The sequence below is a fragment of the Gelidibacter pelagius genome (assembly GCF_017581925.1).
Taxonomy (GTDB): domain Bacteria; phylum Bacteroidota; class Bacteroidia; order Flavobacteriales; family Flavobacteriaceae; genus Gelidibacter; species Gelidibacter pelagius.
In genome coordinates this window covers 13,884-33,857 of the sequence record NZ_JAGEVG010000025.1, presented here as the reverse complement: position 1 = coordinate 33,857, position 19,974 = coordinate 13,884, and the positions used below count along the sequence as shown (strand labels likewise).

The following is a 19,974-nucleotide window of genomic DNA, read 5'->3' as shown; positions in this document are numbered from 1 at the left end:
ATGCTTACCTAGATCTGTCAGAATCCTATACACATATGGACAACTGGAATATCGACTAAAACAGTGAGATAAAAGGCTTTGTGATACAGTTCTCTATACTGGAACCTGAAAGCAAAATAGTTAGAGAAACAGCCTTAAAAATATAAAAATGTAAATATTGAAATGAACCAAATTCATATGATAAAAAGAGTTGGATAAAGACACGATTCGTTAATTTAGGGGTTAAAACTAGCTAACAAAATACTCAGTTAAGATTCGCACTCTGACAAATCTTTGGCCATCTCTTATCTTAGTATTCACATTGAAATGTCAACCAAATGAACTATTTAAAAAAGATTGTAAAATGGGTTCTATTGCTCCTTCTCCTGCCCTTTTCATATATAATCATTTCATTACTCCTGACTTTTATTACTGTAAATGCTAAAAACCATCCTGAAATTAATACTGAAACAATTTATCTAAGTACCAATGGCGTCCATTTAAATATCATTCTTCCCATCACACAAATCGAGGCTGCCGTGCTTAGGGACATCAAATACTTTGACGATGATTCTTATTTATCTTTCGGTTGGGGTGAAGAAAATTTTTATATCAACACACCTAATTGGAGCGATCTGACGTTGAGAAATGCCATAAAGGCTTTGTTCGTACAAAGCTCTACCTTAATCCATGTTTCCAGACATAGAGCTAAACAATCCGATTGGACTGAAGTCAAATTATCCAAAACACAATTAAAACAGCTTAACAGCTATCTGCTCCATAGTTTTAAAATAGATGAAAACGGCCATAAAACAATGCTTCTTGATCAAGGTTATACACCATCAGATGATTTCTATAAAGCTCATGGCAACTACACTATACTTAATACTTGTAACACATGGGTCAACACTGGCTTTAAGGAAAGTGGCTTAAAGGCCTGCCTCTGGACACCCTTTGATTTCGGTCTCATCAACAAGTATGAATAAAGATGTCTGCTGAGATCTATTCATTAATTGGTCTTTTATCAACTTTTGACATCATTCTGACTGCTCCTGAAATCATTGAAATGGGTATGTCCATCCCTTGACAGATGGTACCACAAGCACCCCAAAGACTCTTCTAAATATATTACAGCCGTGTTTCCAACGGCATATAAGCCTTCAATTCTGGTTTTATCTTCCCATAAAACTCTGCCGTGTTCATCTACCATGAGACCACCACAAGCTCCAATATCGGAAAGCTCCACTTTTAGGGCATACAGTTTTCCTTTAAGCGCTATAAAATTGGGATTTGGTCATCGGTCAGAATGTTGAACATAATATTTTTAATAATTTATAGTTTTATTTATAGAAAAACTTGGTGAATGGTCGTAATTTGTGCTTCTAAAAGTTAAGTTATGCAGTGGCATCTATTTGCTATTGTGATTCCCTAGTCTCAAAAACAACCTAAATGATTGATAAAATCCTTGAAAAATTAAACTCAAATACAATTACATCAGCTTACGAAAACCACAAGCTTTTAAAGGGACTCAAAAGAGGTGACTTCTTAGATCTTAAAAAAGAAGATGTCCTTAAACATATCTCATCTTACGAGCATTCTAAATCACAATTAAAGCAGGATATTTTTGTGCTTCATCAGTTGGACTTTAAGAAAAACGGCTTTTTTGTTGAATTTGGCGCTACAAATGGTGTCGATTTGAGCAATACTCATCTTTTGGAAAATCAATTTAATTGGAAAGGCATCTTGGCCGAACCCGCAAAGGATTGGCATGACGATCTAAAAACCAATAGAAATTGCAATATAGAAACAGATTGCGTTTGGAAGGATTCAGAAACAGTGCTCAACTTTAACGAAACCAAACACAAGGAACTTTCGACCATTAAGCAGTTCAACGATAGCGATCGCCACAAAAAAAGAAGAGCGGACGGAAAGAGCTATCAGGTCAACTCTATTTCGCTGATCGATTTATTGGATAAATATGATGCACCAAAAAATATCGATTACCTCTCTATTGATACTGAAGGAAGCGAATATGAAATCCTTTCTCATTTCGACTTCAACAAATACACTTTCAAAGTCATTACCGTTGAACATAATTTCACTGAAAGTAGAGAAAAAATATTCCAGCTTTTAAAAGAAAAAGGCTATAGTAGAAAATACAAAGCGCTTTCTAAATGGGATGACTGGTATGTTAAAGTATAATTTCTAAATCAAATTCGCTACATAGTTCTTCCATCTCGCAAAAAAGCTTATTCTCAGGTTTGTGGCCCTTAGTTACGATGAGGAATCATTACAAATAAAAATTATTTATCTTTAATACCAGTTATTGCAATCTCCTCTGCTCAGGTTCACGTCTTCTTCCTTGGATAAGAACACTAAAGTTAAGTATGGGCCGCACTGCAATTCGTAAATTAATAGGTCAACACACACAGACATGAAACACATTATTAATGCAGTAGTCGTATTACTTATTGCCAGCAGTTGCAAATACAATAACGCAGTAGCACAATCCACATCTGAAGCCCTTAAACCACCTATTGCAACTTTTATTACTGAGACTTTGGGGTTGACGCATTGCGAATCGGCAGTTTATAATGCTAAAAACACTATTATTTACGCCTCTTTGATCGGCAAGAGTGAGGATGGCGATGGCTCTATTGCCACAATAAATCTCGAGGGCAAGCTCATTAACGCCAAGTTTATCAGTGATCTTAACGACCCAAAAGGGATTGCCATTACCGAAGATAGGCTTTACGTATCTGATATCACAGAGCTTGTTGAAGCTGATTTAATGACCGGACAAATAATAAAAAAACATAGTATTGAAGGTATCCAGTTTTTAAACGATGTCGCTATTGATTCTGCGGGGAATGTTTTTGTCTCCGATACACGAACCTCAAAAATATATCAACTTGATACCAAAGGTAATTTTAGTTTATGGTTAGCGGATGAGGATTTAGATAACCCTAATGGATTATTGGTACAAAACAAAACCATGTACGTAGCATCTTGGGGAAGCCAACCCAATGGCGGGAGAGTTTCTAAAATAGACATGACCACAAAATCTATTGACACGGTAACGACCATCATTGGCAATTTGGATGGGATCAGACCTTATGATAAAGACCGTTTGATTATCTCAGACTGGAGAAGCGGCAATATTCACTTAGTAGATGATAAAGGGAATACCCAACAAATCCTTCAAGTTGGACAAAGTGTAGGTGATATTGCCTATATCCCTGAGAAAAAGCTACTCTTATTGCCCATGAACAAACAAAGCCGGCTCCTGTTTTATAGACTAGAATGAACAATTAAGCACTGCTGGTGTAGGGATCTCACTCGAATGTCCTCAGTGATCACATAAGCTTAATAATATACCAGTTGCATTTAAATTGAAAATCAGCAGTAGACAGTAACTGAAAAAGATTTTCAAGAACGCAGTTCTTTTTATCGAGATTTTATACAACAGGTGGTATTTAACTACCTATATGAAATCAGAACTCACAATGGTATATAAATGCTCGATTAAACGCAAAAATTAAAATTAAGGATGATATGTATCAATTAAATTACCGTTCCACATCAAGACCAGGATTAGGATTTGAAGATTTAGAAGCCATTCTTGAGGAGGCCATCGCTACGAATTCGGCAAGGAATATTTCTGGATGTCTCATCTACCATAATGATAGTTTTGTCCAAATCCTTGAAGGAAACAAAGAGGACGTGCTCCAAGTTTATGAAAAAATTAAGGCTGATGATCGGCACCATACGGTAACCTTACTTTGGAAAAATCATGTAGACCATCGATTTTTCGAGGAATGGCACATGGCCTACTACCGGCCGGATGATAAAAATGTCAAGGAGTTTGTTAACGACTTATTATTACTTTCTGAACTTACTGATAAGCCCTCAAGTTCGTTATTGACTTTTTGGGCATCCGTTCAAAAAATATTGCGTGACGGCCAAGTGAGGCAATTTGAGAAAGTTTATTAAGGAATGATTGCAACATGATGTACCTCTTTAACCTTCATCACTACTCTACCTTCGAATAGCCAATGGACAAGACGTGCTTTTAAAAGACAAAGCTATCACATCGCCATTTATCTTCTGCTAGTACAGTGTCCTTATACACTCTAAACGGAGCACGCCAACCCAAAAGTCGTGCAGATACGGACGTACTTTCATGGTATAAAACCAATTGGACATCAATCTTTTTAACTACAAACACAGTTTAAACTAAAGTTTTAGTTATATTTGAACAGATTCAAAATTTCAAATCACATGAAATTCAATACCATTTCAAGAGTGCTACTCATGCTGATCCTATTCCTGGGAGCAATTAGTTGTAAGGAAACTACCGACAACAAAATAAAAACTATTGTCAAGGAAACAAACTTTACTGTTTTCAATTTCGACAACAAACAAGAATTAGCCGCGTACAATAAGTTAAATTTAGACCACACGCATCCCAACTTGCTAAATCCAAAAATATCAACAACTGACTATGAGATTGTAATTAAATCTTGGACCGATTTACACCAGAGAATTGGAAATCATCTATCAAAAAACGCATTTCATTGGGAGGTGAAGGATTCCTCAATAGTTATTGTTCACAAAATCTATTTTAAACCCAACGGCAATATTGAGAGTTATTTTTTCAATATTCTAAATGACGATATCACGAAAGAAAAAAAAGAACAATTTGCCTTACTGATATCGGATTTTGCAAAGCATAACCGAATTGAATTCAAAAGCGAAGAAAGCTTTGCCCAATGCGGAAAAACAAAGTATGTCAACAACTAAAGGTCAATTGCCTCGTAGCTAACAATTCTAAATGCTCACGGCCCTGCTCATAAAGTCCTCGCTCCTTATAAATGTATCATTGCACGTGATTAATTGTTTTCATCAGCCTTAAAAACTCTGCTACCTGTCTTTTTGGTAGACAGTGTTTCTCTTTTCGGTTTATAATTGGTAAATTAGTGTTTAACCGCTTAAATAATCAAACACAAACTCCCAGACGTTATACCGTCCGGTAAACATCAAAAAACACTAAGATGAAAAAAACACTATTGATCCTATTGACTTTAGGGTTATTTGCCTGTAACCAGCAGACCGACAACACCAAAGATTTACAAGACCAAATTAACAGTTTGGAAATCAAACTTACCAACACCTACAAACCTGGCTTCGGAGATTTTATGGGGAGCATACAAGCACATCACGCTAAACTATGGTTTGCTGGGCAAAACGAAAACTGGGATCTTGCTGACTTTGAAGTGCACGAAATCATGGAGGCTGTTGAAGACATTGAGGAGTTCCATAAAGGAAGAAAGGAAACCGAATTGATGGGCATGATATTGCCACCATTAGATAGCATCAGTAAGGCCATTGACCAAAAAAATGCTGCATTATTCAATAGTAGTTACACCTCGCTCACCAACACGTGCAACGCGTGTCACAAGGCCGTAGAAATGGAGTTTATATTCATAAAGACACCCGATACACCACCTTCAAGCAATCAGGGCTTTGAACCTATAAAATAAAAATAGATCTGTTTGTGATAGTCATCACGCATCATCAATCAAACCTTAGCTAATCTTTCAATCACCATATATGAAATCGAGAAAATTATTAATGATCCCTGGCCCCATAGAATTTGAAAACGACGTGTTGCAATGCATGGCAACTCCCACGCCAAGCCATGTGGATCCCGACTTTATAGCAACTTTTTCAAATACACTTAAACTTCTGAAAGAGGTATGTCGAAGCCCATCAGGCCAAGTGTTCATCGTGGCAGGAACAGGAACATTTGCCATGGATATGGCGGCAGCCAATCTTATAGAATCTGGCGATAAGGCTCTTGTAGTTTCTACCGGATATTTTGGCTTGCGCTTTGCTGAAATCCTAAAGCGTTATGGCGCGGAAGTAGACGTCCTTGAAGCAGAAGTAGGCGACATTGTCCCTATGGACCGCATCGAGCAACAGCTCCAATCCAAAACTTATAAACTTTTGGCCTTCACCCATGTGGATACGTCCACCGCAGTATTGAACGATGCTAAACGGATTGGTGCCTTAGGTAAAAAACATGGGGTGTTGACAGTACTTGATGGCGTATGTTCAGTTGCTGGTGAGGACATCAGACAAGATGATTGGAACATTGATGTCGTCCTTACTGCCTCACAAAAAGCAGTAGGTGTTCCTCCTGGATTGGCACTTTTAGTAGCGTCAAAAAATGCGATACAAGCCTTTGAACAACGAAAAAGCCCGGTGGCCAATTATTATGGCGATTGGGCCAATTGGTTGCCAATCATGAAAGCCTACGAAAACAAACAAGCCTCTTATTTTGGCACCCCTCCGGTCAATTTAATCATGGCGTTGGAGAAAAGTTTACAAAACATTGTAAAAGAAGGTTTAGACCAGCGTTTTGACCGACACCAAAGAGCTGGAAAGGCCATGCGCGCTGCACTCAAAGCCATCGGTTTGGAAGTGTTGTCAAAAAACGAAGACATCGCTTCCAATACCTTATCAGCCCCGTACTATCCAAGTCAGATAGATCCGTCGTCCTTCCTACAAGGAGTAAACAAAGAAGGGATTGTACTGGCAGGAGGCCTTTTACCCGAATTGAAATCCAAGTATTTCAGAATTGGACATATGGGTTCGGTCAATAAATCCGATTTATTGGGAACCATAGGCGCAATTGAAACGGTATTAAAGAATTCTGGACATAAACATGAATTGGGCTCCGGAACAGCCGCGATATTGAAGCACTTCTGACAAACGCTTCCAAAGTACACTACTCTCAACCAATCCCAATCTTGGCAGAATGAAATGCTAGTTATATATCGCTCTCAGAAAAGAAATCCAAAAATGCAATAAAATAATTTGACAGAATGAGATTACTTTTATCTTTAGCTTTAAAAAAAAGTATAATTTAAATCCTTACACTCATGGTCAGATACACAATCGTTATCGTATCCATTCTGTTTCTAAATTTGTTATCAGCACAAACTGAGCCTCAGCTGGTTCATTTTAATGATAAATTGACTGGTTTCCTTAACGTGAGAGATTTTTGTATTTCCAAAGATGGCGATGAAGCCTTTTTTACTTTACAAAGCCCTAGTACGGCAATTTCGCAAATTGCGGTCATTAAACAAGAAAACAACAATTGGTTAGACCCTCAACTTCTGCCCTTTTGTGATAAGTTCACCTACTTGGAACCGTTTTTATCGAGCGATGGCAATCGCTTGTTTTTTGCTTCGGATAGACCCTTGGATGACTCATCACAGGAGAAAAAGGATTTTGACATTTGGTATGTTGACAGACCCCATAAAAATGCTGAATGGTCTGAGCCAAAGAACATGGGCAAACCGGTCAACTCAGATTTAGACGAATTTTATCCAACTCTAAGTGAGAATAACAATCTGTATTTTACGATGGACGCTCCCGACGGACTTGGAAAAGACGATATCTATTTTTCAAAGTGGGAATCGGGACGCTATTTGGAACCCGTACTTTTAAACGAAAACATCAACAGCAACGGCTATGAATTTAATGCCTTCATCTCAAAAAAGGAGGATTTTCTAATTTTTACAAAATACAATGAGAAAGATGGCCATGGCAGTGGCGATTTATACATTTCAACAAAAGACCAGAACGGCGAATGGCAGAAAGCGACCAATATGGGCCTTCCCATAAATTCAAAATATATGGAATACTGTCCTTTTTACGATGAAAATAATCAGCTTCTATATTTTACAAGCAGACGGGAAACGATCACCCCAAAGAAATTTAAGGACATCAACGATTTTAAAAGCTACATTCAAAACAATCCAAACGGTTTGAGTAAAATTTACTCGACTTCCATTAAATTAAATTAGAGTCGATTATATTTCTTATGTGAGCAATCCTATACTCCCATCAGTCGTAAAATCCACGAGATCAGATGTTGAAATGCATCAACAAAAACAATTCAAATCACTACGAAAAGATGGGTTCAATGGCATAGATTTTGTACAGATGGTAAAGAAATAAATTAACAGTTTCCCATAGGGGAAAATAAAAATCCAAAAAACCATTAGAACAAAATGACAAAATCCATTTTAACAATGACAATGTTAACCGCATTGTTTTTAAGCTCTTGTAAAGAATCTCCAAAACAAGAAAACACTGAAACAACATCCACAGAACAAGTTGCTGACGATATCGTAACAAGCACCTCAACCGACGCAGACGGAAACAACTTAGAAATGGCATTTAATAATACAAAAGGCACTGCCACTGTAAATTTCAAAGGAGAAACCATCGAATTGGTTGCAGAAAAATCGGCTTCAGGAATTTGGTACATCAACGATGATTATGAACTGAGAGGAAAAGGCAACGATATAGAATTGAAAAAAGACGGAAAAGTCATCTTCACATATAATGACGCTATCATAACCACCTCTTTAAAAAACAAAGAAGGACAAACGCTAGATATGACGGTCAATAACACCACCAACACGGCTAAAGTTTATCTAGACGGCGGTGAACAAATTGAGTTGGAGGGACAAAACCCAGCATCTGGAATTTGGTATAAAAATGACCACTACGAACTTAGAGGAAAAGGAAATGATATAGAGTTGAAAAAAGATGGCAAGCTAGTATTTAAGCATGACGACGATATTGTAAAAACCTCTTTAAAAAACGAAAAAGGACAAACACTGGACATGACCTTTAACAACACCACCAATGAAGTAAAAGTTTACTTAGATGGCGGTGAACAAATTGACTTGGTTGGTGAAAGAGCTGCTTCAGGAATTTGGTACAAAAATGACCACTACGAACTCAGAGGCAAAGGGAATAATCTTGAATTGAAAAAAGACGGAGAAATAGTATTTAAAAGCTAAAACTTTCTGTTTGCTCCCGTGCATAATCAATTGTTCGAGCAGAATAAATAACAAAAATCCTTTTTGTCTAAAAACACGGCAGGAAGGATTTTATTTTAATAATACTTACTTAACCAACGCCACGTATTACGATACAATACCGTGAGAAATACTATCGAAAATCCTGCTATAAGGCTTTTCAAAACCCATCGAATTATTGTATATTCTCGCCCTCTCAAAAGACAGATTAATGGAAGATAAAAAAAGAAGTGACTATATAAAAAATGTCCTAAAAAACAGGCCCACCGGCTGGTTGACGATCACCACCCATCGCCTTGATATCTATGATGAAGCATTGGCGAAAACTCAATTCTTAGATGAATTTGAGAGCTTATTTCAAGCTAATAATTATGAAACATCCGCATTAAACAACCTTCCCACTGCTTATGATTATATTCGACTTGGCCATCCTTTATCTTGTATTCTGGAATGGAAAGTTGCACACTTAAATAATCTAAACCCAGAGAATGTCATCAGTTTTTCGTCAAGAACGGCACCAATTTTAGCTATTCTAAGAAAAAACCTGCTATCAGGTAAAAGCACTCAAATTCTTTATACCGATGCATTACCTGACCATTTTGATGCTGAGCTCCTAAAACGCATTTATGGCTATCAATTTGAGTTGAAACAGATTGAGAAACCTGAAGACATGTCGCCGTTTAACGGTAGTACTGTTTTTATTTCACAACACGACAAATTCCTGGATGTTGACCTCTCCCCTAACATCGATTTTTACATGACTTCGCATCCACAGCTTGGCAGTGTGATCTTAGTCAATGGGGAGCAAAACGCCAATTATGTTTCAGAGATTCAACATGTCAGAAGAAGAGAGACTATTGCCATGACACCCGCCAATTGTCTTTCAGCTTTAAATTTGCTGATTGACAACGCATTTATTATCCCTCAAAACGCTGATGTTGAAACCAACAAATCGCACGTTGAGAAAACCATAAATCAAATTACGAATAGTACCTCAAAGGCATTAGTGGCTTCGAGCGGACTATCCATGCAGTATGCCATTATGATGGGACTTATTCACGATGCCCAAGAACAACATCAAGGAAAAGACATCAAATTTATTGTGCCTCCCAATTGTTATGGTGGCACCAACGATCAAGCAAGACGTGTTGCTGCTTGCCTTGACAACGTTGATGTGGTTGATTTGCTGGTGGATGGTGACAACGATATGGTGGAAAGCATCGCCAACGTTTTAGATAAAATTGCCAGCGAAGACGCCATCCCTTACATCATTGCTGAAATCCCAACAAACCCAAGAGTTGAAGTTCCAGATCTCAAAAAACTAAAAGAGGTCTTAAGTCAAAAACGTCACACGAAAAGTGGCGACTTGGCTATCGATCCAGTGTTTATTTTAGATCAGACGTTTTGTCCCAATGTCCACTTTTTGGGCGACGAGGACATCCTCTCTTCGGTGCGGACTATATCTTACGCCAGCGGATCAAAATTCCCAAGTGGTGGGCTATGTACAGCGGGTTACTGTGTAGGAAATAAAAAAACGGAAGCATTGATGGACAAGATAGAGTTACATCTGTCCCTGTGCGATAATGAGGCTACAGACCTTCAAATGGACGTATTGGCAAAGCAATTGCCTTCCATGAATCAGCGAATTAAGGATGCTTATAAAAACACGCGTGAATTTGTAAACTTCATCCATGGAGTCTTACCTGCGGCGAAAATCAATTTTGTATCCGAAGAGCTAGCCGAACAAGGCTTTACCCCATCAGTGTTTTCATTGGATCTCCCCACCAAAGGCGCTTCTGATTCAGAACGGGAAGCTTATAAAAGAGCCCTGAACCTGAAATTAATCAATTTAATGATTACTGAAATCCCCCATGAAAGTAAGTTCTGTGTCAGTTACGGGCAGCTTAAAGGGTGTTATTGGACCATTCCCGCCACTTCTACGCAAGGAACTACTAAGGAAGGCGACAAAGACTATATTGTACGGGTTTCATTAGCACCAGAAGTTGATCTTGAGCTTCATAAGAAAGTCTTTAGAGACTTTGTTGAAAACCTCTGATCTTGGTAAGCATTAACAGATTCAAGACTAATTTTACGGTAGGTTAGCACGGTATGATGGATCGTGCAGCTAGTCATTATGGTAAGTCAAGGTTAAAAAATCCATCATACGTCTTAACAATAAACAATAATTAATAACAATAATCAATAATTTAAATAATATGACAATTACAATTTGGTCAGACATCAGATGTCCTTTTTGCTATATCGGAAAAAGGAAATTAGAAAATGCAATTTCACAGTTTAAACATAAAGACGACGTTTCTATTGAATGGAAAAGTTTTGAGTTGGATCCCAACTTACGCACCAATCCGGACATTTCCACTATCGATTATTTCGTGAACAAGGGTGCAAACATGGATCAAATGTCACAGATGTTGGCAAACTCGACCGCTATGGCGAAGGAAGTAGGTATAGACTTTAATTTCAAGGATGCGGTGGTTGCGAATTCCTTTAATGCACATAAATTAATGCATGCCGCAAAAAACATCAATAAACAAAACGAGGCCAAAGAACTCTTGTTGAAAGCACATTTCACCGATGGTAAAAACATTGATGACATGAAGGTGTTAGTCGAAATTGGAGAAAGTTTAGGTTTTGAAGCAGAAGACATAGAAAAACAACTCAACGATTCGGCCTTGGATAAAAATGTTGCCGAAGACCAGATGCAAGCCAAAGAAATAGGCGTTACTGGAGTTCCTTTCTTTGTATTCAATAATAAACATGCGCTTTCTGGAGCACAGCCGGAAGAAGTGTTTTTGGAGGCCTTAGAGAACGCATATAACGAATAGTTTTGAACTCATCAGTTTCCGTTTATCGGAAAAGGTAAATATGTATCTCACATTTTTATAAAATCTGCTTTGTAATCTTTTTGATTTCAAAGCATTTATAACAGGATACAACAGTTCATAGGAATGGCGGCATCAGTATTTGATGCCGCTAATTCTTTTAAAAACATATTGATTACATTATTATTTTCTCAAGATCTTCGGTTTGACTTCCTTCAGATTTATTGTTTCTTTGCAGTCCTAAAACAAAACTTCATGAAGTACCTTTTCTTATCACTGGCAATAATATTTGAACTTATAGGCACTGGCTTTATGCAAGCCTCGAATGGGTTTTCAAAAACCATCCCCACCATTTTGACCATCGTAGCATATACGATTTGTTTCTTCTTTTTCTCGCATGCTTTAAAATCAATTCCGCTGGGCATTGCTTACGCCATTTGGGGTGGATTGGGAATTGTGCTCTCGGCAATAATTTCAATAGTCATTTTTAAACAATCCTTAGACCTGCCTGCCATCATTGGAATCACACTGATTGTAGCCGGGGTGTTTGTGATGAATGTCTTTTCAAAGTCAGCGGTTAATTAATTTAATATGCTGCGATAGACAACATAACCAAGTAAACCTGCAGAGTATCTTTATATGAAACGGACTACAATGAATAAAAACAAAATAATTTCAGGCTGTGTTGGGTTATTGGTCGGGTATTTAGTCATGATATTGCTAATTGATGTCATATCAAAACCTGACAACATTCCGGTATCATTAAAACCCATTGAAAGTATTGAAACTTATATTTTTACTTTTGTTTTTACTTTGGGCACTTTTGGGTGGGTTTTGGGAAGCCTTCTTTTAATTGGGTATTTGGTAGTATTCTACTATATAGGAACTTGGGTCTATAAACTCATGTTCAAATAGTAAGAGATAAAATTCCACCAATTCTTTTAACCCTTAATTTCATGTGCTCAAGACATTTCAAAATTGCAGAACGGGTCAGTCTCAATCGGATTCTTAGAAAGCAGAACAACTTGACTTATGACATTAGCTTCATTTCAGAAGCATCAAGAACTGGGTTTGTAAATACCAACCCTAAAGAACTCGTCATAGTCAACAATAAAACAATCACCTTTTTTAAGTGAAGGTAAAAACGAAGATAAATGGCAGAAAATTGACCAACATTTGCAGGAATTGACTATTAAGAACTAACAAACTAATTCCTTATACCGATTTTAATTCACAGCTCACCCTATCCCACTAGCGATTTCCTCTTTTAACTGTAAGTCTTTTAAGTAGGATTTCAATATCAAAATTCGTAATTTTAATAGCTAATGCCAGACATCTTCATGTCATAGGCAAACACGAGAATTCACCCACCTACCATGCGCGCAAGTACATTAAAATAGATGAGGTGCATTCAAAAAAGCCTAAATCAAGAGTCTCGCGGCTCGTCCGACCGGCACTGGTGGGCAAGCCCACGAGGCATGAATAAGGAATAGTCTTTTTGATCGAGGCAAGCCTCGAGGTATTAAAACCCAATGGTCGGAATAAAATTAAATATCATGAAAATAATCAAGCTCTTTTTGAGGCTCGCCATTGCTTTCGGGTTTCTATCGGCTTCTGCAGACCGGTTGGGCATGTGGCCCAAAGAAAGTTCTGCTTGGGGAAATTGGGACAGTTTTTTGGAATATACACAGGTATTGAATCCATGGGTTCCCGACACCTTAATACCAACGGTAGGAACTATAGCCACAGCAGCAGAAATAATCTTTGCCATTTTCCTGATCATCGGATTTAAAACGGAACTGTTTGCAAAATTGAGTGGAATCCTACTCTTGATCTTCGCACTCTCCATGACCTTTACCATCGGCATAAAGAGTGTTTTTGATTATTCAGTATTTACTGCATCGGCAGCAGCCTTCGCTTTAAGTTTTTTAAAAGAAAAATATTTAGAGGTGGATCTACTAATCGCAAAAGCTAATAAATCGAAGGTATAAGAAGATGAAATTTGTTAAATTAGTAGCTTCGTAGCAACAAAACAATCGGCCAGAATAAGAAATTCAAAGCCTTCTATGGATCAATTATGGAACTCTGTTTAAAAGGGCCTATAAACAACTTATTTATTAATGAATATTTCACAAAGTACTCTTGCAGATATCAACGACATATTCACTTTATACGATGCTGCAACTGCCTATCAAAAAACGGTAAATAACAAAAGTTGGAGCGGATTTGATAGAGCACTCATCGAAAAGGAAATAAATGAGAATCGGCATTATAAGATTATGGAAGGCAATGAAATGGCTTCCACTTTTGTTGTTACTTTTGAAGACCCCGTCATTTGGGACAACTCAGATCAGGATAAGGCCATTTACTTGCATCGGATCGCTACAGATCCAAATTATAGAGGCCGTTCTTATATCAAAAAGATTATAGAGTGGTCCAAATCCTTAGCAAAGGAAAGAGATATCGATTTTATCAGAATGGATACCCATAGTGGAAATGACCGATTAAACAGCTATTATATCCGCTCTGGATTTGTTCATAAAGGCATCCGAGACATTGAGTGGACCAGTGATTTACCTGAACATTATAAGACAGGTCCGTTTAGTTTATTTGAGATGAAAATCTAAGGTATTGGAGCAAAATAGTGTAAAGAAGACCATAAGATGGCTCCAAAACCCACAGTTATAACTTATAAAATCGTATTTTACAAAACTGAAAATAGTTATAAATGCCAATAGAAAACATCCCTGAAATCTACCTTCCGAAGTCAGCCGAAAGGCCTGATTTATTCGTTTATGATTTTAAAATGACCAGTGATGTGGTCAAAAGCAAGGTCAACTTAAGCATGAATATGTTCAGTTTTCTTCAAGTTGGCAAAAAACAAGTCCATTTTGCAGGCACTTCCGTTGCCGTAAACAAAGACCAATCGCTATTGCTAAAAAAAGGGAATTGGTTATGGACAGAATTACTCGAAACAGAAGCCATTTATTACTGTAAACTCTTATTTTTTTCTGAAAGAATCCTAAAAGGATTTTTGGAGAAACATACGGACAATGAGACGATGGTGAGCGACGACATTCCTTATTTTATCATTGGAAATGATGCCTACATCGTCTCCTATTTGAATTCATTAAACACTATCGGCAATGCTCCTGCAATTTTTATGGAGAATTTACTCTCTGTGAAATTTGAAGAATTGATGCTCTATCTCATCCAGAAATATGGAAGAAAATTTGAACGCTATTTGCAATCGCTCATTGTGGATGGCAGTTCACCCTTTAAAAAAATTGTTGAAAGTAAGATACACTCCAACTTGAGGTTAGAAGAAATTGCTTTTTTATGTAATATGAGCTTATCCACATTTAAGCGTCATTTTATATCTGAGTATAAAGTGTCTCCTGGTAAATGGCTACAGGACAAACGGCTTCAAAAAGCTAAAGAAACCTTGGAAGAAGGTGTTCTAAAGCCTTCTGAAATTTACTCGGATTTTGGATACAACAATCTGTCCAACTTCAGTACTGCCTTTAAAAACAAATTCGGTTTTAGCCCTAGTAAAACCTCTTCATAAGTTTATTTCATTATCTACTATTTTACAACTGACCTGTTTTCATAAGCTATTGAACTCTTACAATAACTGAATACATCTACCTTCATCGTAAATTTGCATTTGAACAATAACATTATTAAAACAAAGACATTATGAATATTACATTAGAACAGGCAGAAAAGGCTATCACAGCAGCAAAAAAGAAAGCTGTTGCAATTGACACTAAAATGAACATCGCCATTGTAGATGCAGGTGCAAATTTAGTAGCATTTGCAAGAATGGACGGTGCGTGGTTAGGTTCACTTGACATATCTATCAAAAAAGCAAAAACTGCTCGTTTTTTCGATATGAATACAGGCGTTGTTGGCGAATTGTCACAACCAGGGGGTTCTTTATACAATATTGAGCATTCCAATAACGGACTAATCACCTTCCCAGGAGGTATTCCAATCAAGAATTCAAAAGACGAAATCATTGGTGCCATTGGCGTTAGTGGAAGTGCGGTTGAAAATGATCATGCTGTTGCAGAAGCTGGAGCATCAAGCATCTAAAAACCGAAGCATTAAAGGTATAAAGAGGGTAATTATGCTTTAATTATCCTCTTTTATATTTCAAAAGAATTTATACAAAGCTGGATGAATCAAGAGCCTCAGAGTATCAAAACCCACAAGTGGGCACAACACTCCTGAAATTTAGGCTATCAATTTCTCTTTAGTAATTCTATTGACGACGAGAGCAATAGCGCCATCGCCAGTAACGTTACAGGCGGTTCCGAAACTATCCATAGCGATATAAAGGGCAATCATCAGACCCAACATCTCCTCGTTAAAGCCTAACATGGATTGTAAGATGCCTACAGCGGCCATAATTGCACCTCCGGGAACTCCTGGTGCCGCAATCATAGCAATTGCCAATACAAATATAAATCCAGCAAAGAGTGTAAAACTGAAGGGCACCCCTTGTAAAATCATCAATGCCATGGCACAAGCGGTAATTTTCATCATACTCCCGGACAAATGGATGGTCGCACATAAGGGAATGACAAAACCCGCAATCTTTTCTGAAACACCATTCTTTAAGGCTTGTTCCAAGGTCACTGGGATGGTAGCTGCCGAAGATTGAGTTCCTAATGCCGTGAAGTAAGCTGGCATCATGGTGGCCAATAACTTTATAGGGTTTCTTTTTGTCAACAACCCAGCTATGGTGTATTGTAATAACAGCAGTAAAATGTGCAAGGCGAAAATGACGCCTATAATGCTTAGGAATACAGTAAATATTGAAAACACTTGCCCATTAAAAGCCATACTCACAAATATGCCCAGAATAAAAAGTGGAAGTAAAGGCACAATAACGTAAGTGATCAACTGCATGATGATTTTTTCAAAATCTTTGACGACCAGTTTTAAACTTGATTTTTCTTGATATGATAGTCCTAAACCAATAACAAATGCCAAAACCAATGACGTCATGACATCCAATACAGGCGGGATGTTAAGACTGAAGTAGGGTGTTAATTCACGACCAGAATCGGCAATTTCAGCCGTATTATTGACGCTCGATTCCAAAAGCGTTGGAAATATACTTGAGGTTGCAAAATAGGTCATAAAACCTGAAAACAAGGTAGACCCATAAGCAATGGCGGCTGTGAGCAACAACAATTTACCAGCACCTTTTCCCAAATCAGAAATGGCTGGCATGATCAATCCCATAATGATTAAAGGAATGGAAAAACTTAAAAATTGTCCAAAAAAGGCATTAAAAGTGGTGAATATTCTGTTGATGGATTCAGGCAAGTACAGTCCGAAAACAGTCCCTAAAACGATGGCAATAAAAACTTTAAACAATAGATTTGAAAATAAACGCTTCATAATACATATATAATACCTTAAGACGTCCAAATGCTGTCTTATTGTTGATGATATTGAGTTCGCTAATATACTGTCAATGTCCTAAAAGAACATCTTAAGACCGTTCTTTTTTTACACTCATGACATTTCATAATTATATCAGCGAATCCAAAAGCAATCTCAAATCTGAAACATCATAACCCATACTTTTAAGAGTGATTTTAGCTTTGGAAATCCTCTTAAATTCTTTAATTTTAAGAATAATGACTATTAATACTATAAATTCAAGTAAACCATGAGCAGAGGTTTCGTAAGAGAAGATGATCAGGAAGAAGTGCCCTTTGTAGCACCACGAGCAGATTTACCAGAAGGTGTCACCAATTATGTGACCCAAGTTGGCATGGACGCACTGCTCTCAGAAAATGACCAACTGATTGCAGAACGAGATAACTTGGGCATCACCGACGAAAAGGAAAGACGTATTGCAACCAATCATATCAACGCAAGATTACAGTTGTTGAATAACCGTATTCTATCTGCAAAAATTGTGGATCTCAGCAAGCAGCCACAAGATGAAGTACGCTTTGGAGCTTTGGTAAGCCTAAAAATCGGGAACGATAAGAAATTACAGCACTATCAGATAGTCGGTGTTGATGAAGCCGATATTTCTAAAGGAAAAATCTCCTTTATTTCACCAATAGCTCGCCTCTTGACGGATAAAAAAGTTGGCGAAACAGCAGTGTTGAAATTGGCAACAGAAGATCGGACTTTTGAAGTTATGGACATTGTGTATCCGTAATAATCAAAAACATTGACTAATGCGCCGTGTCAGACGATAGTTCTTCTGGCTGGAGTTTTAAAACAGACTGAAAGTCTGTTGCATTCGTGAAATAGACAGTGGAAAATTCACGCACAACATTTCAGACTTTAAGCTCCTCGTGAGAATTTGTGATTTCAATATCGAGGCGTGTCTAAAACTCATTTTAAAAAGAAGCTATTTCACAGAATTACACAAAGGTAATAACTAAGTTACACAAAGGGCATTTACTATTATGTAGGTCAAATCAAATTCATGCAATTTGTGAATACTTGTAATCCGTGATTCCAATAAATCGGGTCGTTTCAAAATACTTTTAGAAGACAAAATGAGGTGTGATAAATTAAATAGTTATCCACTCATTCAGGTTGGTTCTTAATGTTTTGAGATCAATTAAAGATTATAATTTGGAACAAAAAAACACGACCCATTAAAGTCGTGCTTTTTGTTATCATAGTTCTGTTATTACAGAATTTAAATCATTTATCTTGAGTAGTTCGGAGACTCTTCAGTAATAGTTACATCATGTGGATGACTTTCATTGATTCCTGAAGCAGTGATTTTCACAAAGCGTCCGCTCTCTTTCAAAGTGGCCACGTCCTTGGCACCGCAATACCCCATCCCCGCACGCAAGCCTCCCACAAATTGGTGGATACTTTCAATGACTTCACCTTTATAAGGTACACGACCTACAATGCCTTCTGGTACCAACTTTTTGATATCATCCTCCACATCCTGAAAATAGCGGTCTTTACTACCCTGTTTCATAGCATCCACAGACCCCATTCCGCGGTAGGATTTGAATTTCCGACCTTCATAAATGATGGTTTCTCCCGGAGCTTCTTTCGTTCCTGCCAATAAAGATCCCAACATCACCGTATCTGCTCCTGCGGCAAGTGCCTTAGGAATATCACCAGTGTAACGAATGCCACCATCAGCAATTACTGGAACTCCAGAGCCTTTGATGGCTGCTGCAACTTCCAAAACTGCAGAAAACTGCGGATATCCCACTCCGGCAATTACACGTGTAGTACAAATAGAACCTGGTCCAATGCCTACTTTAATACCATCCGCACCAGCTTTCACCAAATATATGGCGGCTTCAGCAGTAGCAATATTACCTACGATGACCTCAAGATCAGGAAATCGTTTTTTGATTGTTTTAAGCATGGTCACCACACCTTTGGTATGTCCGTGAGCCGTATCAATAATCACCGCATCCACTCCTGATTTCACCAAGGCTTCTGCCCTTTCCTCCGCATCTGCAGTGACACCAATCGCAGCGGCTACGCGCAAACGTCCAAAAGTATCTTTGTTAGAAATTGGTTTCGTGGTCAATTTAGTAATGTCTCGAAAGGTAATTAAACCGGCAAGATTATAATTTTCATCAACAATAAGAAGCTTTTCAATTTTGTTCTTTTGGAGAATCCCTTCGGCATCCTGCAACGAGGTTCCAACAGGCGCTGTTACCAAATGATCTTTGGTCATCACTTCAACAATGGGCCGGGTGCCATCTTTTTCAAAACGCAAATCACGGTTGGTTACGATACCTTTTAGAATGCCGTTATCATCAATAATCGGAATTCCACCAATACTATGTTCTGCCATATTACGTTGGGCATCCAGTACGGTTGCCGTCAAAGGCAAAGTGACAGGATCTATGATCATCCCGCTTTCCGCACGCTTCACCTTACGGACTTCATTGGCCTGTTGGGCAATGCTCATGTTTTTATGTAAGACGCCAATACCACCTTCTCGAGCCATGGCAATAGCCATAGCGCTTTCAGTAACCGTATCCATGGCTGCTGATATGATAGGAATATTGATGGTGATGTTACGTGTAAACTTTGTTTGAATATTGACCTCTCGAGGAAGGACTTCAGAATAAGCAGGAATTAGTAGAACGTCGTCATAGGTCAATCCCTCACCTACTATTTTGCTTTCGTGTGCTTTCATTGCAATTACGGTTTAATTGCGTGCAAATCTACGGAAAATTTATTTAAATTTAGTGTAAAACTTTGGTATCCTATAATCTTTT

22 protein-coding genes are annotated in these 19,974 nt (G+C 37.9%); 19 read left to right on the top strand and 3 right to left on the bottom strand.

What is annotated here, in order from left to right:
• Positions 1 to 317 precede the first annotated feature (317 nt).
• Complete coding sequence (locus tag J4051_RS16930) at positions 318 to 965, top strand: TIGR02117 family protein (RefSeq protein ID WP_208235064.1); 648 nt, start codon at positions 318 to 320, stop codon at positions 963 to 965.
• Positions 966 to 1,003: 38 nt separating this feature from the next.
• Here J4051_RS16930 and J4051_RS16925 read toward each other — a convergent pair whose 3' ends face one another.
• Positions 1,004 to 1,258 (bottom strand): FAD-binding protein, encoded by a 255-nt coding sequence (locus J4051_RS16925; protein ID WP_317192739.1) that lies wholly within the window; start codon positions 1,256 to 1,258, stop codon positions 1,004 to 1,006.
• A gap of 170 nt (positions 1,259 to 1,428) precedes the next feature.
• Between J4051_RS16925 and J4051_RS16920 the strand changes: the two genes are divergently transcribed.
• From J4051_RS16920 to J4051_RS16840, 17 genes are all read left to right on the top strand, one after another.
• Complete coding sequence (locus J4051_RS16920) at positions 1,429 to 2,181, top strand: FkbM family methyltransferase (protein WP_208235062.1); 753 nt, start codon at positions 1,429 to 1,431, stop codon at positions 2,179 to 2,181.
• Positions 2,182 to 2,413: 232 nt separating this feature from the next.
• Positions 2,414 to 3,286 carry an SMP-30/gluconolactonase/LRE family protein gene (locus J4051_RS16915; protein ID WP_208235061.1) on the top strand — a complete coding sequence of 291 codons (873 nt, stop codon included), beginning with the start codon at positions 2,414 to 2,416 and terminating at the stop codon, positions 3,284 to 3,286.
• A gap of 248 nt (positions 3,287 to 3,534) precedes the next feature.
• Positions 3,535 to 3,972, top strand: a complete 438-nt coding sequence (locus tag J4051_RS16910) for a BLUF domain-containing protein (protein ID WP_208235060.1) — start codon at positions 3,535 to 3,537, stop codon at positions 3,970 to 3,972.
• A 288-nt stretch (positions 3,973 to 4,260) separates the two neighbouring features.
• A complete protein-coding gene (locus J4051_RS16905; RefSeq protein WP_208235059.1) occupies positions 4,261 to 4,782 on the top strand; it encodes a hypothetical protein in 522 nt (173 codons plus the stop codon).
• Between the two features lie 251 nt (positions 4,783 to 5,033).
• Entirely contained in the window at positions 5,034 to 5,522 is a 489-nt protein-coding gene (locus tag J4051_RS16900) for a hypothetical protein (RefSeq protein ID WP_208235058.1), read from the top strand.
• Positions 5,523 to 5,592: 70 nt separating this feature from the next.
• Positions 5,593 to 6,753 carry a pyridoxal-phosphate-dependent aminotransferase family protein gene (locus tag J4051_RS16895; protein ID WP_208235057.1) on the top strand — a complete coding sequence of 387 codons (1,161 nt, stop codon included), beginning with the start codon at positions 5,593 to 5,595 and terminating at the stop codon, positions 6,751 to 6,753.
• A 173-nt stretch (positions 6,754 to 6,926) separates the two neighbouring features.
• The gene (locus J4051_RS16890) at positions 6,927 to 7,856 is read left to right on the top strand and encodes a TolB-like translocation protein (RefSeq protein ID WP_208235056.1); all 930 of its coding nucleotides are present in this window, start codon (positions 6,927 to 6,929) and stop codon (positions 7,854 to 7,856) included.
• Positions 7,857 to 8,084: 228 nt separating this feature from the next.
• On the top strand, positions 8,085 to 8,864 hold the full coding sequence (locus J4051_RS16885; protein WP_236027570.1) for an MliC family protein: 780 nt from the start codon (positions 8,085 to 8,087) through the stop codon (positions 8,862 to 8,864).
• A 229-nt stretch (positions 8,865 to 9,093) separates the two neighbouring features.
• Positions 9,094 to 10,938 carry a PLP-dependent transferase gene (locus J4051_RS16880; RefSeq protein WP_208235054.1) on the top strand — a complete coding sequence of 615 codons (1,845 nt, stop codon included), beginning with the start codon at positions 9,094 to 9,096 and terminating at the stop codon, positions 10,936 to 10,938.
• 160 nt (positions 10,939 to 11,098) lie between these two features.
• The gene (locus tag J4051_RS16875; protein ID WP_208235053.1) at positions 11,099 to 11,728 is read left to right on the top strand and encodes a DsbA family oxidoreductase; all 630 of its coding nucleotides are present in this window, start codon (positions 11,099 to 11,101) and stop codon (positions 11,726 to 11,728) included.
• 252 nt (positions 11,729 to 11,980) lie between these two features.
• Positions 11,981 to 12,310 carry a DMT family transporter gene (locus J4051_RS16870; protein WP_208235052.1) on the top strand — a complete coding sequence of 110 codons (330 nt, stop codon included), beginning with the start codon at positions 11,981 to 11,983 and terminating at the stop codon, positions 12,308 to 12,310.
• Between the two features lie 69 nt (positions 12,311 to 12,379).
• Positions 12,380 to 12,640 carry a hypothetical protein gene (locus tag J4051_RS16865; protein ID WP_208235051.1) on the top strand — a complete coding sequence of 87 codons (261 nt, stop codon included), beginning with the start codon at positions 12,380 to 12,382 and terminating at the stop codon, positions 12,638 to 12,640.
• 41 nt (positions 12,641 to 12,681) lie between these two features.
• Complete coding sequence (locus J4051_RS16860) at positions 12,682 to 12,861, top strand: hypothetical protein (RefSeq protein ID WP_208235050.1); 180 nt, start codon at positions 12,682 to 12,684, stop codon at positions 12,859 to 12,861.
• 420 nt (positions 12,862 to 13,281) lie between these two features.
• The gene (locus J4051_RS16855; protein WP_208235049.1) at positions 13,282 to 13,716 is read left to right on the top strand and encodes a DoxX family protein; all 435 of its coding nucleotides are present in this window, start codon (positions 13,282 to 13,284) and stop codon (positions 13,714 to 13,716) included.
• Positions 13,717 to 13,845: 129 nt separating this feature from the next.
• Complete coding sequence (locus J4051_RS16850) at positions 13,846 to 14,352, top strand: GNAT family N-acetyltransferase (RefSeq protein ID WP_208235048.1); 507 nt, start codon at positions 13,846 to 13,848, stop codon at positions 14,350 to 14,352.
• Positions 14,353 to 14,453: 101 nt separating this feature from the next.
• The gene (locus tag J4051_RS16845) at positions 14,454 to 15,293 is read left to right on the top strand and encodes a helix-turn-helix domain-containing protein (protein WP_208235047.1); all 840 of its coding nucleotides are present in this window, start codon (positions 14,454 to 14,456) and stop codon (positions 15,291 to 15,293) included.
• A 131-nt stretch (positions 15,294 to 15,424) separates the two neighbouring features.
• Positions 15,425 to 15,823, top strand: coding sequence for a GlcG/HbpS family heme-binding protein (locus J4051_RS16840; protein ID WP_208235046.1), 399 nt, complete (start codon positions 15,425 to 15,427; stop codon positions 15,821 to 15,823).
• Positions 15,824 to 15,964: 141 nt separating this feature from the next.
• Here the strand turns inward: J4051_RS16840 and J4051_RS16835 are convergent, their stop codons facing one another.
• On the bottom strand, positions 15,965 to 17,140 hold the full coding sequence (locus J4051_RS16835) for a dicarboxylate/amino acid:cation symporter (RefSeq protein WP_208235045.1): 1,176 nt from the start codon (positions 17,138 to 17,140) through the stop codon (positions 15,965 to 15,967).
• Positions 17,141 to 17,414: 274 nt separating this feature from the next.
• On the opposite strand from J4051_RS16835, the gene J4051_RS16830 reads away from it, so the two are divergent.
• Complete coding sequence (locus J4051_RS16830) at positions 17,415 to 17,918, top strand: GreA/GreB family elongation factor (protein WP_208235044.1); 504 nt, start codon at positions 17,415 to 17,417, stop codon at positions 17,916 to 17,918.
• 501 nt (positions 17,919 to 18,419) lie between these two features.
• Here the strand turns inward: J4051_RS16830 and guaB are convergent.
• Positions 18,420 to 19,892, bottom strand: a complete 1,473-nt coding sequence (guaB, locus tag J4051_RS16825) for an IMP dehydrogenase (protein ID WP_208235043.1) — start codon at positions 19,890 to 19,892, stop codon at positions 18,420 to 18,422.
• Positions 19,893 to 19,974 lie beyond the last annotated feature (82 nt).